The sequence below is a fragment of the Paucilactobacillus nenjiangensis genome, from assembly GCF_005405445.1.
Classification (GTDB): Bacteria; Bacillota; Bacilli; order Lactobacillales; family Lactobacillaceae; genus Paucilactobacillus; species Paucilactobacillus nenjiangensis.
Genome location: NZ_BJEB01000046.1, coordinates 1 through 17481, shown reverse-complemented (window position 1 = coordinate 17481; position 17481 = coordinate 1). Strand labels below are relative to the sequence as shown.

Below are 17481 nucleotides of genomic sequence, written 5' to 3'. Positions count from 1 at the left end.
GGGAAGGCATTCCCTATTTCTATACAATTCAGAAATCTTTTATGCATTTACACAAGATATTTTACGCTCTCCAAAATGGGGTAACGTTTACTATTTTGGCTCAGATGGCGCACGCAATGACAATTCTTTTTATAATAATTGGGGAAATACTTATTACTTTGGCTCAGATGGTGCACGGTATGATAACAGATACTACTTCAATTGGGGGTCATTGTATTTCTTTGGATCAGACGGTGCATTAGTTAAAAACGGAAACGTTTTTGAAAATGGCAATGAATATCATACCGATGGCAATGGCATTATAAGTTCTGGAATTTGGCAAATTGAGAATGCTATATCGCTAGGAATGAGTCTTGTTGGTAACTCACCTTACTTATGGAATGGTGGTAGATCTGATGAGACCATTGCTGCTAGAAGATTCGATTGTTCAGGCTTTATTAATTGGATTTATTCAAATTCAGGCATAAAGTTAGGAAATGCAAATGGCATTGATACTTATGAGCAGCAATATAATGGATATGCGGTTAATACTTCACAACTAAAACGTGGTGATATATTTATGATGGACAATGTCGGACATGAAGGTATTTACTTAGCTGGGGGATACTTCTTGCACGACTCACTAAATTCGTCAACTGGTGGTGTTGGGGTTAATCAGTTGAGTGATATTCGACCAAATACAAATTCTACGTGGAAAGACTTAATGGACAATATAAATAGAAGGCTAGTTGGTTAGTTTAAGGTGTTGGTAGGGTAAATCTGCCAGCATCTTTTTTTGAAAAATTATATCGAACGATAAGTTAATTTGTTATAATAAATGTGTTACAAAATTATTTAACGGAGGAGAAATATATTGATATTGGGGAAAAAAATATTATTAACTGCATCAATGGCTGTACTTGCATCTATTGGTTTAACTAGTAGTGTATTTGCGGATTCAAATATTACAGGAGAATCTGGCAATTCTATAGTGCCTACATCAACATCAGAGAGTGGTGTTGACAGCGGTAGTATTAAGATCCAAGAAATTCAGGCATCTAGCTCATCTAGTAATTCTTTAAGTGAACAGAATGACTCGAACTCAGAAAAAGCTACGTCACAAGATACAAAAAGCAGTAATGCAGATTCGACAAATATTGATGCGAAAAACGTAATTACTAGTGTGGCGGCGACACCTAAAAATGGTGTTGTTGAAGAGAACGCATCTTATTATTACCAGGTAGATGGGGTTAACCAAACAAATTATTTTTACTCAGAAAATAATAATGTTTATTACTTTGGTAATGATGGAAAACGTTTTGAAAATCAATACTATACAAACTGGGGTAATACCTATTACTTTGGTACTGGTGGAGCAAGATACAGTAATCAATTTTTAAGTCAAAATTCAAATGTTTATTATTTTGATGCCAGTGGTGTTAGATATAATGATAAATTCTATTCAAACTGGGGTAATGTCTATTATTTTGGTAATGGTGGTGCACGTTACACTAATCAATTCTACACAAATTGGGGTAATGTTTACTATTTTGGTAGTGATGGTGTTAGATACACCAATCAATTTTACAGTAATTGGGGAAATACTTATTATTTTGGTGGAGATGGTGCCCGTTATACCAACCAATTTTATCAAAACTGGAGACATAATTACTTTTTTGGTGACGACGGATCATTACAAAAGGGATTCTTTAACGACGGTCGAACTAAGTTTTTAGCTGATGGTAATGGAGTAATTTACGCAGCAGCTAATGATGATACCGTGGCACTTTCCCAACTGCCTAATTTGCCAACTGGTTGTGAAATTGTCGCAATTACGATGTTATTACAATATGCTGGCGTGAATGTGAGTAAAGAACAAATTGCTAATGAAATTCCACACAGCAGTAATCCAAATTCTGGGTTTGTAGGTAATCCATATGCCACAGCATCTGCATGGGTTCTTGCTTCTGGAATCGCTAGCGAATTATCTAAGTATCTTGGCACATCACAATTGATGAACGGTGCTAGCATGTTTGACATTCAAACCAAGCTAAATCAAGGACACTTAGTGGCCGTTTGGATGGGTGATATGAATGGCTTCTCAGAACATTGTGTTACTTTAACAGGCTATGGTGCTGACTATTTACAATATAACAATCCTTGGACCGGTCAAAAAGAAACCATGAGCTATGGTACTTTCTATAGTCGTTGGGGCAAAATTTGGAATAATGCATTAAGCTTTTAAAACTAAATAGATATCAAAAAAATCGTTCCCCACTGACAACCAAGTTGCCAATCGGGAACGTTTTTTATTTATCAAGTTTATTTAACGGTTTAAATCGTATTTGCATGATTACAATTCCGGCCACAATCAGTAGGCCACCGTATAGTAGGTGGGTGGTGAAGGCTTCAAAGCCAAAAATCACTGAAAAGATTGATCCAAACATGGCTTCAGTCATAAGAATTAAACCAGCAGGTGTAGGATTTGTAAACTTCTGTCCCAAGACCTGTAAGGTTTGGGCAATGAAGGAAGAGAAGATACCAAGAATAATTACCGGTACAATCGCCGCACGCCAATCAATCGAACCATAACTGGCATGTTCAAATAACAGTGACCAGACACCACCAAAGACACACTGGGTGGCACCTAACATAAAGGCGACAATCCAAGGACTTGAGTCGGTGGCCGTATAGCCGAAGTAGACAATCTGTAACGCGTAGAAAACAGCGGAGATAATGGTAAGCACATCCCCCAGTCTAAACGTAAAACCAACCGAAAAGATATTTTGTAAAAACATCACACCAATCATACAAATAGCCACCGAAAAATAACTTTTGGTTTCAGGCCGTTCATGAAAGAAAATCCATGAGATGAAGGGGATAATGACCACATAAATGGCGGTTAGAAATGCATTATTGCTGGGCGTCGTATATTTTAATCCCAGAGTTTGAATTTGATAACCTAAAAAATTGATAATTCCGGCGACTAAACCAATTCGAAAATCCTGCCGATTCATTTTGTTGATGGTTTTATGGAAAAATAGATAGGCGAGGCCGGCACAGATAGCCCCACGGAAGAAGTTAATCATCCCCGCTGTCATTTGTGCATCAGTCGCTTGTTTAACGAAGAGGTACCCGGCACCCCAGATAATTGCAGTCACAAATAAGACAATGTTGGCTTGTACTTTAGATAATTTCAATGTTCTACTCCTACTCTGAAAACTTATCTAACTACTATACCACTAATTAAAACAGCGATAAACAGTCGCTTAACTTGCCATCAGTAATGACTAACAAAAAAAGTTTGAACAAACCGAAGTCTGTCCAAACCTTTGATTATTTATTTCAATTTAACATAGGTGCCATTAATGAATTCGTCACCCTTAATTTTGTACCAGGTAACGCCATCGTCGCCAGTTGAGGTAGCGATGACTGTGACTTCAGTGCCATCTTCAAGTTCGTTGGTGATTTTACCATAGGGCTTTTCATACACTTGAATTTTCTTGCCAGGAATATAATCAATCTGAGCAGGTACTTCGCCAACGGGATCAAATTTGAGTTGTTGCCCAGAAGGTGACAATTCGATATGTTCAAATGGATTTTTGGTAATTTCCATATCTTTATAGAGGACCCATTGATTAGGACTAATTTCGTACCAAAATTCACCATTGGTGGTAGCAACTCGCTTGAAAGCCCGGATGGTCATTCCTTCTGGTAGTGAACTAGGGGTCTTAAGACCTTCAATGCCATCATAAATGACAGTATTGTCTTTTAAATGAAGGTACATATCGACGTCTTCCATTTCCGCCCAGTTAGCCTTGCGGTAAAAGAGTTGTACTGAACCAGGTTGATCCTCGAAAGTCCCAGTTAAATCACCTTCAGCTTTAATAAACCGAAAATTATCTAATTCGGTTTTGTCGACCACGTAATGTTGGCCATAGAGTCCCTTTAAAAGTTGTGGAGCCACAATATTGGATTGATCATCGATATTAATGTAATATGCCCATACCGGCATACCAAGTACTGGATTTTCACTCATAATCTACACTTCCCAATTGTTTTAATTTATTATAGTCTTTTTTTTAGAGATATTTCACTAGATATTTTTAATTTTATTTCCTACACGTTATAATAATAACATTAACTAGGCGAGGTGGCCAAATTGAGAAAGAAAAGATCAACATATCGTATCAGTATTTTAGCAATCTTAACTGCAATTATCGTGTTACAGGACTTTATTCCAATGCTCGGGAACATTCCAATTGGTCCGCTCAGTCTGACAACACTTCATGTGACAGTGATTATCACGGCCATTGTCTTGGGACCGGTCGATGGAGCAATCGTGGGGGGCGTCTGGGGCGTTTTGACTTGGATTCGCGCGTTTGCTTTTCCTAGTAGCCCATTGGCACCCTTGGTATTTGTGAATCCGTTGGTATCAGTTCTCCCGAGAATTATGATTGGGTTAGTGGCTGGTTGGACATTCATGGCACTGTTTAAACTTTTCAAACATTCGCTTAGTTCAATGGTGATTGCGGCAATTTTGGGAGCACTTACCAACACGGTCTTGGTGTTGGGATTCATTTACATCTTTTATCACACACCAGAGGTCGCAAAGGTCTATGGTGTCAACGTCAGCAATTTATTTAAGGCTTTATCCGCTATCTTTGTGACGAACGGACTAGCGGAGATGCTGATGGCAGCAATTATCGCTCCGTTAATTGCGACGCCATTACGTAAAGTGACTCAGCGCCAACAAGCTTCATAATGATAGGAATCGAAAAAGGAATTCTCTCACTAAAATGTGAGTAGAATTCCTTTTTAAATCTTAATTAATCTTTGGCTTTTTCTTCGACGGCCACGGGAGCATTGTTAGAAGGTTCAATCACGATTTCACCATCAACAATTTTGGCATTCAAGTTTTTAATCTTGGGATTATCGATTACAAAGTCAGCAATCCGGTCTTCGATTTGTTCTTGAATCACTCGACGGAGTGGACGGGCACCCATAGTGGGGTCATAGCCTAATTCAACTAACTTATCTTGGACTGGTCCAGTGACGTGAATATACAAGTCACGATCAGCCAACATCTTATTCACATCATCAATCATCAAGCCAACAATCTTACCTAAGTCTTCCTTAGTTAAGGCGTTGAATTCGACAATGCCATCAAAACGGTTTAGGAACTCTGGTTTGAAGTAATCGCCAAGTTTGGCCATCACTGAGTGCGTTTCACCAGCAGAGTCGGCCGCAAAGCCAACGCTGACAACCGCATCCCCAGAACCGGCATTCGAGGTCATGATGATAATCGTATCCTTGAAACTGACAGTCCGACCTTGTGAATCTGTTAGACGGCCATCTTCCAAAATTTGCAAGAACATGTGCATTACATCAGGATGAGCCTTTTCAACTTCGTCCAAGAGAATCAAACTATAGGGGTGGCGACGAACTTGCTCAGTCAATTGACCGGCTTCTTCGTAGCCTACATACCCAGGAGGCGAACCGATTAACTTCGCCGTGCTGTGTTTCTCCATATACTCACTCATATCAAAACGAATCATTGAATCGGTTGAACCGAATAATTCTTTGGCCAGTTGTTTAGCAGTTTCTGTTTTACCAACTCCGGTAGGGCCAACAAACAGGAAGGAGCCAATTGGACGACCAGATTTATTCAAACCAATCCGGTTCCGGCGAATTGCCCGGGTAACTTTATTAACAGCTTCATCTTGACCAATTACGTTAGCTTTCAAGTTTTTATCTAAATCTTTCAATTGAGATTGTTCTTGTTTTTGTAATTCGCCAACTGGAATATTGGTCTTTTCTTCGACAATCGTTTGCATGTCTTTTTCAGTGACCGTAGCTGATTGATCCGAATGATTTTCTTCGGCATCTTTCTTGGCTTTTTCGAGTTTCGCGACTTGATCACGGTAAAAGGCAGCTTTTTCATAATCTTCATTGTCCAAAGCTTGTTGCTTATGGGCTTCAGCCGTGTGAATTTCATTTTCAATCGTGGCTGGGTCAGCGGTCTTTAAAGTTAAGTTCTTTTTGGAACCAGCTTCATCAAGTAAATCAATCGCCTTATCAGGTAAGAAACGATCTTGGATGTAGCGCGCAGATAACTTAACAGCAGCATCAATGGCAGCGTCCGTATATTTAACGTTATGATAATCTTGGTAACGTGATTGAATCCCACGTAGAATTTGTAAAGTTTCTTCTACTGAAGGCTCATCAACTTGAACGGGTTGGAACCGACGGGCTAAAGCGGCGTCTTTTTCAATCTTACGATATTCATTTAAAGTCGTCGCACCGACTAGTTGGAATTCACCACGAGCGAGGGCAGGTTTTAAGACGTTACCGGCGTCCATACCACCTTCAGCATTCCCAGCACCCATAATTTCATGGATTTCATCAATAAAGAGGATAATATCATCGTTCTTCGAAACTTCATCCATTAATTTTTGGAGTCGTTCTTCGAATTGACCACGCACACCAGTCCCTTGGACCAATGATACAACGTCTAAACGAATGACTTGCTTATGGGATAATTTAGCAGGGACTTGACCGGCAACAATGGCCAGTGCTAAACCTTCTACCACGGAAGTTTTACCAACTCCGGCTTCACCAATCAAAACGGGGTTGTTCTTCGTCCGACGATTCAAGATTTCAATCACACGGCTGATTTCATTGTCCCGTCCAATCACGGGATCAATTTTGCCTTGCTTAGCTTGTTCAGTTAAATTGAGACCAAATTGAGCGAGTAAACTATCGCCGCCGTTATTATTACCACCGCGACCACGTTGAGCTTGTTGTTGATTTTGTTGCGCTTGCGAAAATTGAGCTTGGTTTTGTTGTTGAATTGCGCGAAGCATTTCATCTAAACTACCAAACCCGAATTGGCCGTTATTGTTGTTATTATTGTTATTTGCCATTCCGTTACCTCCATTTAAGAAGTTTTGTGTTTGTTTTAATTGCTGATAGCAGTTTTGACAGAGGTCAACTTGTGTCCGTTGACCATTCAATGAAACTTGTAGGTGAATGGTGGCGGGATTCTGTTGACAATTTTGACACAACATGAAGTGAACCTCCTTTTAATAGTAGCAGTGTTTGGTCAAAAAAACATTGACCTTCTTTGACCATTGACTATATTATACATGCATTTATTTTAAATGCAAGTCATTTGTATTAACTCCGTAACCGTTGGTACATAAGGGATTAAGAAGGATCCGTAAAAATATTGTTGAGGAAAATTTAGCAAACTAACTCGTCGAGTGCTAATTAATCTCTGGTATAATAGACGCTAGGAGGTCGGTTATGGATAAAGATTATTTTCAGTTATTAGAACAGCTTCGAACCGGCGTAATTGCAGAGTTACCGATTGAAGCCAGTGAGTTTGTGGAATTCCAAGCAATCTTCCACGCTTACGAGTACCGAAAAAGAATAAAAGGGCAGGCGATGCGGGGCGGACAGATTATCTATCGGATGGTTGCCGAATAGCTAAATAAACCGTTTACATTATTTAACTTGAATTTAACGCTTACAATTGCTAAAATATTAACAAACGAGAACGGATTGTCCATAAAATTGGAGTTCTCATTAATTTATACTCTTGAAGGAGATTGATATCATGGAAAAACAAGATTTTAACGTAACAGCAGAAACAGGAATTCATGCACGTCCAGCAACTATTTTGGTGCAAACTGCATCAAAATTTAGCTCAGACATTACTCTTCAATATGATGGTAAGGGTGTCAATCTTAAGTCAATCATGGGTGTTATGTCACTTGGTGTAGGCCAAGGTGCAGCAGTCACAATTTCAGCTGAAGGTGCTGATGAAAAAGACGCTATTGCAGCTATTGCTGAAACTATGAAAAAGGAAGGACTGTCTGACTAATGTCAAACCGACTCAGTGGAATTGCCGCCAGTAATGGTATCGCAATTGCGAAGGCTTACATGTTAGTAGATCCCGACCTGTCTTTTAATGAAGAAACTATTACGGATACAAAACGTGAAGTCGAAAGACTTCACGATTCATTTAGTGAATCAAAAAAAGAACTCGAGATTATCAAGGAACACGCAGTTAAATCACTAGGTGAAGAAGAAGCAGCAGTTTTCGAAGCACATATTACGATTTTGACGGATCCTGAACTAATTGGCGCCATTGAAACTAAAATCAATGACGATAAAGTTAATGCTGAGTCCGCAGTCAAAACCGTCACTGATATGTATATTGGGATGTTTGAGGCAATGACCGATAACCCTTATATGCAAGAACGTGCGGGTGATATTCGTGACGTCACTAAACGGGTCATGAGTCACTTATTGGGAGTAACCCTTCCAAGCCCTTCATTAATCGATTCCACTTCAATCGTAGTTTCACACGATTTGACACCTAGCGATACGGCTCAATTAGACCGTCAATTTGTGAAAGCATTTATCACGGATATTGGTGGTCGGACTTCACATTCAGCTATCATGTCTCGGACCCTTGAAATTCCAGCCATTGTTGGAACTGGGGATGCGACAACTTCAATTAAAGACGGTGATACCATTATTGTTGATGGTAATACCGGAGATATCATTATTGATCCTTCAGATGATGAGATTAAACAATATGAAGCTGAAGCAGCCAAGTTTGCGGCTGAACAAGCTGAATGGAAATCTTTAAAAGATGCCAAAACTGTTAGTGCTGATGGCAAACATTTTGACATCGCTGCTAATGTTGGGACTCCTGATGATTTAGATGGAGTTCTGGACAATGGTGGGGAAGCAATTGGTTTATTCCGTTCTGAATTCTTATATATGAATTCATCAGAATTGCCAACTGAAGACGAACAATTTGAAGCTTATAAAAAAGTAGCTGAGGGGATGAACGGCAAACAAGTTGTTGTTCGGACCATGGATATTGGTGGCGATAAGCATTTACCATACTTACCATTGCCAGAAGAAATGAACCCATTCTTGGGTTACCGGGCTATTCGAATTAGTTTGTCTCAACAAGACATTTTCCGGACTCAGTTGCGTGCGCTCTTGCGTGCATCTAATTACGGTAAAATTGCCATTATGTTCCCTATGATTGCCACGGTTAACGAGTTCAAACAAGCTCGTGCTATTTATGATGAAGAACGCCAAAAGATGATTGATGCTGGACAACCAGTTGCTGATAATATCGAAGTCGGAATGATGATGGAAATTCCTGCTGCAGTTATTATCGCCGATAAGTTAGCCAAATATGCTGATTTCTTCAGTATTGGAACTAACGACTTGATTCAATATACTTTTGCGGCCGATCGTGGAAACGAACATGTTTCTTACCTCTATCAACCATACAACCCATCATTGCTTCGCTTGATCAAGCAAGTGATTGACACTGCTCATGCTGAAGGTAAATGGGCTGGTATGTGTGGTGAAATGGCTGGCGATCAAATCGCCGTTCCGATCTTAATGGGACTAGGTCTTGATGAATTTTCAATGAGTGCGACATCAATGCTTCAAACGCGTTCATTAATGAAACGCTTGAATACTGCTGATGTTAAAACCTTAGCTGACAAAGCTCTTGAACTTGAAACAAATGAAGAAGTTCAAAAGTTAGTCGAAGATTCATGTAAGTAAATATGATTAATAATTTGGATTTTGATGAAAGGCGACTTTCATTGAAATCCCTTTTTGTTTTGCCTCGGTATCATCCAATTAGGATTATTGTCAATTCAATCCAGACTTCAATTGCGAATATAAAAAAATACCAAACCTCATTCAGTCATGAACGTGGTCTGGTATTACTGTGTCGAATAATTCTTATTTATTTAATTGAAGTTTTTCATAACGATGTTCTAAGAAGAAGTAACCCGTGATGAAGACGTAACAAAGTGCGGGTACAATGAATGAAAATTGCATTGAACCAGATAAATCTGACACGAGTCCTTGAACAAATGGCATGATAGCTCCACCAATTAATGACATTACGATAATAGCACCAGCAGTTTCAGTGTGCTTCTTGTCAGTAACAGTATCAAGTGTGTGGGCATAAATGGTTGGCCATTCTGGACCGAAGAAGAAACTAGTCAAGACTGCTGCATAAACGGCAGTTACATTTGGTACAGTAAACGTCACGATTAAACAAATGACTCCGAGGGCTGAGAACCAAGTCAACACACCGGTACTTGAAAATTTCGTCATGAACATATTAGCAACTAGCTTACCAACGAACCACGAAACGTAACTCCAAATCATGAACGTAGCAGCGGCACTATCAGACATATGAATTAAGTTTAGTGCTAAGCGAATTGTAAAGGACCAGACTGTCGTTTGCATTCCTGCGTAGATAAATTGAGTGAAAACACCTTTCTTAAAGCGAGTGTTTGACCAAAGATATTTGATGGTTTCTTTCAAAGTTGGTTTGTCTTCAACTTCATCACCATCAGTACGAGAAATAGAAGTGGCTTTGGCGTGTGGCATTGGTGTCACCGCTAAGATAATTAATAAAACTAATAGGACAATCAAGATATACTTGTAGGGTTGCAGGGTCAGTTGTAACATCTTTTCGCCATAAGCGACTCGTTCAGCCCCATGCATATTAGCCATTTTTTCAGAAATACTACTGATTTTACCGAAGATCAAAAATTTACCGAGAACAATTCCCATGATGTCGCCAAGTGGAATCAAAGTATTAGCAATGTTTAAACGCATAATACTCGACTTTTTAGGGCCCATCATTGAAACGTAAGTGTCATACGAAGTCTCAAGGAAACTGAGTCCTACGGCAATCGCAAAGATGGCGACGAGGAACATACTATATGTGGCAAAATGCGACGCTGGGAAGAAAATAGTACAACCAATAATGTAAAAAACTAACCCAGTCATAATTGCTATTTTGTAACTACTTTTTTTAATAATCAGTGAAGCAGGGATGGCGATTAAAAAGTAACCTCCATAAAAGGCAGTTTGCACAAAGGCAGTTGAGGCATCGTTTAAAGTGAAAACCGGTTTGAATTGAGTGATTAAGATGTCATTCAAACTAGCGGCACATCCCCACATAGGGAAGATCAGACAGACAATAATAAATTGTAATAAGGGGGTCTTGTTCAAATATCCGTCAGATAATTGAACCCAACCATGTTTTTTTTCCGGGACAACAGTAGCTTCCATGATAATAAGTACTCCTTTAGATTATAAAAATAAATGCTTAAAGCTTTAATAAGATGTTTTACCCGTAAATTAAAATGTTACCCCAGATTCTAAAATGATATTTGAGAACGGTGTCATTTCTCCCGTACGAACAAACGCATGAGTTTTAGCTAAGTCTTGCTTTAATTGAGCGTGAGGAACATATTCGATGTCAATTTCAGGTAATAAATCTTGGATTGCTTGAAGTTGAGTAGGATTTTCAGTCTTAATTTCATCGGCTAAATAAATTTTTTGGACTTCCAGCTCACTCAAGATATTTTCTAATACCGCAATGAAGCTGGGTAAGTTTTTGGTTAATGCTAAGTCAATTTTTTCAGTACCTGTGGGCACTGGCATACCTGCATCCCCAACACTGAGCCAGTCCATATGTCCCATGCCGGCAATCACTGACGAGAGGTGAGTGTTGATTACAGTTGATTTTTTCATGGATCTTAGTGCCTCCTAAATATAAATATACATTTGATAAAACGTTTTACCTGTAATTACCAAAACTTGAACAACGATAAAAATCCTATCATGTTTTGGAAATGATTGTAACCAACTGTTTGACAATTAAGTGACAAAAATCACAATATTTGTTGTGAGAAAAAACTAATTAAAAGCACTAACTGGCAGTCTTCACCACGAATTGAAAATTCAGAAAATATTTAATTATATTTTTTTAAATTAGTCCTGTACATGCAACGATTTTGACAAATAATCAATCGATGGTTGACTGAGGGCAATTTTTAGAAGCAATCAAGATTCAAATCAATTTTCTAGCAAATCAATCAATTTTTGAAAAAAATTTTATTGTCCGACAGTTATAGAAGAAAGTTGTCATCAATGATGGAATTTCAACTTACAGATAAAAAATATCTAGAAAACGGTTTCGAACTATGATAGACTGTTAACTTGAAAACAACAACACAACGATTAAATACGTAACGTAAAACGTTTTACCACTTAATTATATTTTTAAGGAGAATTCACATGTCAAACACAGTTACAGTTCTAGGAAGCCTCAACGTTGATACCATTGTTACAATCAACCATATGCCGTTACCTGGTGAAACCATTGCTTCACATGACAAAAGTAGTGCTGCCGGCGGTAAAGGTGCTAATCAAGCGATTGCAGCCGTACGGGCAGGTGCCGACGTTAATTTTGTTGGTAAAGTCGGTCAAGACGATGCTGGTCAATTTATGCTGAAAAGCTTAGCCGATAACGATGTCGATACGAGCAATATTTCAGAAGATGTGAATACTGGGACTGGTTCAGCTATTATTTTGTTAGATGATAATGGTCAAAATAGTATCGTCGTTTACGGTGGAACTAATCAGTTAGTCGATGCTACTGATATTGAAAGCGCACAAGCTAAAATCAAAGAGTCAGATTTCTTAATTGCCCAATTTGAAACTCCACAAGCCGCTGCCTTAGAGGCCTTTAAATATGCCAAATCCAATGGAGTTATCACCATCCTGAATCCAGCACCGGCTGCTGCAATTATGCCGGAATTATTAACATATACCGATATCATTGTGCCCAATGAAACTGAAAGTGAAACACTCACGGGGATTAAGGTGACTGATGAAGCATCAATGCTCCAGAACTTTGCCGCGTTTCAGCAAATGGGTGTGAAAAACTTAGTCATTACGGTAGGTGACAAAGGGGCGTTTTATGCCAATGACCAACACCATGAATTTATTCCAGCTTTTAAAGTTAACGCGGTTGATACGACGGCAGCCGGTGATACCTTTATTGGCGCACTCAGTTCACAATTGACTAGTGACTTACAAAATATGGGTGATGCCATTGCGTTCGCCCAAAAGGCTAGCTCGATTACCGTGCAAGGTTTCGGTGCAATTCCTTCGATTCCACACTTATCACAAATATTAGAAACTAGTCACGAATAATTTCGGAGGTTTGATGATGGATCAAAATAGTTTGAAACAGATGGTTGCCGATGAAGCAGTCAAGTTTATTAAAGATGGTATGGTGGTCGGATTAGGCAGTGGTTCTACCATTCGCTTAATGGTGGACGCCTTGGGTCAACGAGTGCAAGCCAAGAAACTGAAGATTACTTGTGTTTCGACATCTAAATTTACGGCCAACCAAGCCAAAGAGTTGGGGATGTTGGTCAAAGGTATCGATGAAGTTGAGACCATTGACCTCACGATTGATGGTGCTGATGAAATTAGTGATGATTTTGACGGTATCAAAGGCGGTGGCGCGGCCCACTTGTGGGAGAAAATTGTGGCGATTAATTCTAAGCGCAATATGTGGATTGTCGATGAAGGCAAGCTGGTTCATCAACTTGGTGAATTTCCGTTACCAGTTGAAGTGATTCCATTTGGCTCAGGCCAACTATTTAAAAAGTTAGAGGCAAAAGGGTATCACCCAACTTTTCGCATGAATGGTGACCAATATTTATTAACGGACTCAGATAATTACATTATTGATTTACATTTAAAACACATTGAGGATCCTCATGCGTTGGCAAGTGAATTAATCAGTCTGGTGGGGGTCGTTGAACATGGACTGTTCTTAGACATTGCAGATTACGTTATCGTCGGGACTCAAACTGGCATTAAAAGGATGACTCGCGACGGGGAAAGCTTTGATCAACTTAAATAAACATTTCAGATGGTTGCTAGTTCTCAGTAGAGGATTAACAACCTTTTTAATTTTGATCGGTTGGCTAATTGAGAGGCCATCATTTTGATTAACTTAAATAAGAAGTAATTGATATGTTTAATATTGAGTTAAGACTGGAAAATGGCAATGGTATCAATCGGTCAGAAGACTATAATAATTCGTGTTGAACTATTATTCGATTTTCTAAATTTATGGTGGCATCGTCACAGACAGGTGTGACATGTAAATCATTTGGAGAATCATGATAATTAAGATAAAATAAACCACATTGGAGACAACGGTTCAATTGAATTAATAGCTTATGTTTAGTAGAATTAAATAAGATTAAATTCACGTGAATTCGTGTCTAATGAGACCGGAGGAGTAGAAAATTGAACATTGGGCTATTTACAGATACATATTTTCCACAAGTCAGTGGAGTGGCAACCTCAATCAAGACATTGAGAGATGAGTTGCGCGCACAAGGTCATCATGTATATATTTTTACGACGACTGACCCTAAAGTTGGCCCAGAAGATGATGAACCAGGAGTCTATCGCTTTACAAGCGTCCCCTTTGTTTCGTTTACAGACCGCCGGATTGCCGTTCGAGGGCTATTTAAGGCCTATAAATTATGTAAGGAACTAGAACTCGATGTCATTCACACCCAAACTGAATTTTCACTTGGCTGGATGGGGAAAGTGACGGCCCGTTCGTTAAAAATACCCTGCATTCATACGTACCACACTATGTATCAGGACTATCTGCACTACATTGCTAATGGTCGAATTTTAAAACCACGCAATGTGAAACAGATGGCCAATGTGTTTATGATGAATATGGCCGGGATTGTTTGCCCTAGTGAGCGAGTGCGTTCCACCTTAACTGGTTATGGTATCAAAGTACCAATGCGCGTTATTCCTACGGGCGTTAACTTAGACCGCTATAGTGTGCAACGCGATGAAGCTCAAATTAAGACGATGCGGGAAAGTTTGGGTTATAACTCGGATACACCTGTGTTATTGTCTTTGAGTCGCTTAGCGTTTGAAAAAAATATTCATGAATTGATTGAAGCTTTGCCTGATATCTTAGAATCAGAACCCAAAGCACAATTATTGATTGTCGGGGATGGCCCAGCGCGTGAAACCTTGGAAAAACAGGCGAACCAATTAGGTTTAGCTGACCATGTGACGTTTACCGGAGAAATCAACAATAACGATGTTCAAAAGTATTACCAACTTGCCAATGTCTTTGTCTCAGCCTCTGATTCTGAATCTCAAGGCTTAACTTATATTGAAGCCTTGGCATCTGGTCTACCAATCGTTGTGATGAAGAGTCCTTACACTTTGGAATTAATCGATGATCCTGCAATCGGGGTTAATTTTGAAACGAAAGCACAGCTGGTGGAAAGCGTCTTGGAATATTGCGGTGTTGAATTTACACCGGAAGACAATGATAAGCGAAGTGCCAAACTTGAGGAAATCTCTGCACATACATTTGGATCACGGGTTATCCAGTTTTACAAAGATAGTGAAATTGAATACGCTCAGTCAGCACGAGAACCAATTAATTTATTTAAAGGACCACGAGGGTAGTTATGATTAAAATCACGATGTTTTCATCAGCGAATAAAGTGGCAGGGCAAGGAGTCGGTAGTGCCTATGTTGAGTTAGTCAATTTATTAAATGAACGGTTTGTCGATCAGTTTGATATCAAAATCAATAAATTACGGCGCTCACAAATCAGTCATTACCATACTATTGACCCTCAATTTTTCTTATCCACTTTGTTACCTGGTCGGGGTCGTAAAATTGGTTACGTTCACTTTTTGCCGGAAACATTGAAAGGTAGTCTGAAGATTCCACAACCATTTAAGTCAATTTTTTATTGGTATGTACTAACTTTTTATCGTCGAATGGATCACATTGTGGTGGTTAATCCGTCATTTATTAGTAAGTTAGAGGCAGTTGGAATTGATCGTGGCAAAATTACGTATATTCCTAACTTCGTCGATCCAGAAGAATTTAGTGAATACACACCCACACGAAAAGTTGAATTACGGAAAGAACTTGGTTTTGACCAATCTAAATTTTTAGTGATGGGTGCTGGTCAGATTCAGGAACGTAAAGGGGTCAATGATTTCATCGAACTTGCGCGCCGTAATCCAGAAATGCAATTCGTCTGGGTAGGTGGCTTTTCATTTGGTAAAATCACCGATGGATATGCTGATTTGAAAAAAGTCGTCGATAATCCGCCGGCGAACCTCACTTTTCCAGGAATCGTGGGTCGAGATAAAATTGTCGATTACTATAATATCGCCGATTTATTTCTACTTCCTTCCTATAATGAACTATTTCCGATGTCGGTCTTAGAAGCATTTAGTTGTGGGACTCCGGTTTTACTCCGTGACTTAGAGTTATACAGGGCGATTATTGATGGTTACTATGAAGCCGCTGAAGATGTTGATGATATGAATCAAAAGATTCAATTATTGCAACACAATCCAGCTGGTCTGCAATTCTTACATGACAAGTCTGTGATTGCTTCCCAACGTTATTCAAAGGACCATTTAGCAACTATTTGGGAAAAATTTTATGAGGAACAAGCCAGAGAGGTATAGTAATGTCGAGACGAAACAAAATTGTTTTAGTTTTAATGTTACTGGTCGGAATAGGAATTTTTGCTTACTCCCTGCGTAATGTTAAATTGTCATCACTGGTTCATGATATCCAAACGCTGCGGTGGGAATGGTTACTTGTGGCATTAGCTTGTATTATCATCTATCTATTGATTGAAGCGGTGATTGTCCAACTATTTATGTCTGAGCGCGATGATGACTTTACTTTTAAAGATGCGATTCGAGTTCCATTGGTGGAACAACTATTTAACGGATTAACACCATTTTCAACTGGTGGCCAACCAGCCCAATTGATTGCGATGATGCAATCGGGTGTCGAAGCTGGCCAGGCTAGTTCAGTGTTACTAATGAAATTCGTGATCTTTCAAAGTATGATTGTTATTAACTTTTTGATTAGTTTAGTAATTGGCTTTCATTTTATCGCCGAAAAATTACAGGCTTTATCCTTGCTGGTAGTGTTCGGTTTCCTATTTCATCTAGCGGTCGTGGTGGGCTTGTTGATGATTATGTATTGGAACGGGATGACTAAGAAACTGGTGAACTTGTTAATTAAGCCAGTTAAATGGTGTGGTTCTAAAGATAAATATGAGTCTATTAAATCCAACCTTGATGAAAAAATTGATAGTTTTTACAAAGAAAGTCTCAAGATGAAACAAGAAGGCTTTAAACTGGTGAAAGTCGCCATTATGACGTTAATCCAGTTATTGTTTTACTATTTAATTCCATATTTCATCATGCTCGCATTAGGCGTGTCACACGTCAATGTAATTATGGTTACCAGTTTGCACGTGCTAATTGTTATGATTATCTCGTTGTTCCCAATTCCTGGTGGCTCTGGCGGGGCGGAATATAGTTTCTCCGTCTTATTCTCCAGCTTCATTAGCGTGAATAGTAAATTAGTCCTGGCGATGTTATTGTGGCGCCTGTTGACGTACTACTTTGGTATGTTTGCCGGCATGTTTGCCTTAGCATTTGAACCGAAAAAAAGAAAAAAGAAATGTGGCTGGGAAAAAACTAATTCCAGACTATAAAAAATAAAGGGACTTTGGAAAAACACTCCAAAGTCCCTTTA

The 17481-nt window shown here is 39.1% G+C and carries 16 protein-coding genes; 11 read left to right on the top strand and 5 right to left on the bottom strand.

Annotated features, from left to right (window positions below; genetic code table 11):
* Both FFM59_RS07280 and FFM59_RS10200 read left to right on the top strand, forming a co-directional pair.
* Positions 1–736, top strand: a 736-nt coding sequence (locus FFM59_RS07280; RefSeq protein ID WP_137602377.1) for a C40 family peptidase, incomplete at its 5' end; no start/stop codon positions are given.
* 123 nt (positions 737–859) lie between these two features.
* On the top strand, positions 860–2224 hold the full coding sequence (locus tag FFM59_RS10200; RefSeq protein ID WP_225420328.1) for a C39 family peptidase: 1365 nt from the start codon (positions 860–862) through the stop codon (positions 2222–2224).
* A 64-nt stretch (positions 2225–2288) separates the two neighbouring features.
* Here the strand turns inward: FFM59_RS10200 and FFM59_RS07270 are convergent, their stop codons facing one another.
* Together FFM59_RS07270 and FFM59_RS07265 are read right to left on the bottom strand one after the other, a co-directional pair.
* Positions 2289–3179: a DMT family transporter gene (locus FFM59_RS07270; RefSeq protein WP_137602376.1), complete on the bottom strand. Its 891-nt coding sequence runs from the start codon at positions 3177–3179 to the stop codon at positions 2289–2291.
* 140 nt (positions 3180–3319) lie between these two features.
* On the bottom strand, positions 3320–4018 hold the full coding sequence (locus tag FFM59_RS07265) for a MucBP domain-containing protein (RefSeq protein ID WP_137602375.1): 699 nt from the start codon (positions 4016–4018) through the stop codon (positions 3320–3322).
* A gap of 114 nt (positions 4019–4132) precedes the next feature.
* Here FFM59_RS07265 and FFM59_RS07260 point away from each other — a divergent pair, with 114 nt between their 5' ends.
* The gene (locus tag FFM59_RS07260; protein WP_174795648.1) at positions 4133–4744 is read left to right on the top strand and encodes an ECF transporter S component; all 612 of its coding nucleotides are present in this window, start codon (positions 4133–4135) and stop codon (positions 4742–4744) included.
* 64 nt (positions 4745–4808) lie between these two features.
* Here FFM59_RS07260 and FFM59_RS07255 read toward each other — a convergent pair whose 3' ends face one another.
* Positions 4809–7049 (bottom strand): ATP-dependent Clp protease ATP-binding subunit, encoded by a 2241-nt coding sequence (locus FFM59_RS07255; RefSeq protein WP_137602373.1) that lies wholly within the window; start codon positions 7047–7049, stop codon positions 4809–4811.
* A gap of 238 nt (positions 7050–7287) precedes the next feature.
* On the opposite strand from FFM59_RS07255, the gene ykzS reads away from it, so the two are divergent.
* From ykzS to ptsP, 3 genes are all read left to right on the top strand, one after another.
* A complete protein-coding gene (gene ykzS, locus FFM59_RS07250; RefSeq protein ID WP_137602372.1) occupies positions 7288–7470 on the top strand; it encodes a protein YkzS in 183 nt (60 codons plus the stop codon).
* 130 nt (positions 7471–7600) lie between these two features.
* Complete coding sequence (locus tag FFM59_RS07245; protein ID WP_137602371.1) at positions 7601–7867, top strand: phosphocarrier protein HPr; 267 nt, start codon at positions 7601–7603, stop codon at positions 7865–7867.
* Positions 7867–9585 carry a phosphoenolpyruvate--protein phosphotransferase gene (gene ptsP, locus FFM59_RS07240; protein WP_137602370.1) on the top strand — a complete coding sequence of 573 codons (1719 nt, stop codon included), beginning with the start codon at positions 7867–7869 and terminating at the stop codon, positions 9583–9585. Before FFM59_RS07245 ends, ptsP begins: the two co-directional genes overlap by 1 nt.
* 183 nt (positions 9586–9768) lie before the next feature.
* Here the strand turns inward: ptsP and fucP are convergent, their stop codons facing one another.
* A complete protein-coding gene (gene fucP, locus FFM59_RS07235) occupies positions 9769–11118 on the bottom strand; it encodes an L-fucose:H+ symporter permease (RefSeq protein WP_137602369.1) in 1350 nt (449 codons plus the stop codon).
* Positions 11119–11187: 69 nt separating this feature from the next.
* The gene (gene rbsD, locus FFM59_RS07230; RefSeq protein WP_137602368.1) at positions 11188–11583 is read right to left on the bottom strand and encodes a D-ribose pyranase; all 396 of its coding nucleotides are present in this window, start codon (positions 11581–11583) and stop codon (positions 11188–11190) included.
* Between the two features lie 546 nt (positions 11584–12129).
* Here rbsD and rbsK point away from each other — a divergent pair.
* The 5 genes from rbsK to FFM59_RS07205 all read left to right on the top strand — a co-directional run bounded on the left by rbsK (position 12130) and on the right by FFM59_RS07205 (position 17440).
* Positions 12130–13050 (top strand): ribokinase, encoded by a 921-nt coding sequence (gene rbsK / locus FFM59_RS07225; RefSeq protein ID WP_137602367.1) that lies wholly within the window; start codon positions 12130–12132, stop codon positions 13048–13050.
* A gap of 16 nt (positions 13051–13066) precedes the next feature.
* The gene (gene rpiA / locus FFM59_RS07220) at positions 13067–13771 is read left to right on the top strand and encodes a ribose-5-phosphate isomerase RpiA (RefSeq protein ID WP_137602378.1); all 705 of its coding nucleotides are present in this window, start codon (positions 13067–13069) and stop codon (positions 13769–13771) included.
* Positions 13772–14163: 392 nt separating this feature from the next.
* On the top strand, positions 14164–15366 hold the full coding sequence (locus tag FFM59_RS07215) for a glycosyltransferase family 4 protein (RefSeq protein WP_137602366.1): 1203 nt from the start codon (positions 14164–14166) through the stop codon (positions 15364–15366).
* Between the two features lie 2 nt (positions 15367–15368).
* The gene (locus FFM59_RS07210; protein ID WP_137602365.1) at positions 15369–16391 is read left to right on the top strand and encodes a glycosyltransferase family 4 protein; all 1023 of its coding nucleotides are present in this window, start codon (positions 15369–15371) and stop codon (positions 16389–16391) included.
* Between the two features lie 2 nt (positions 16392–16393).
* A complete protein-coding gene (locus FFM59_RS07205) occupies positions 16394–17440 on the top strand; it encodes a lysylphosphatidylglycerol synthase transmembrane domain-containing protein (protein ID WP_137602364.1) in 1047 nt (348 codons plus the stop codon).
* The last annotated feature ends 41 nt before the right edge of the window (positions 17441–17481 follow it).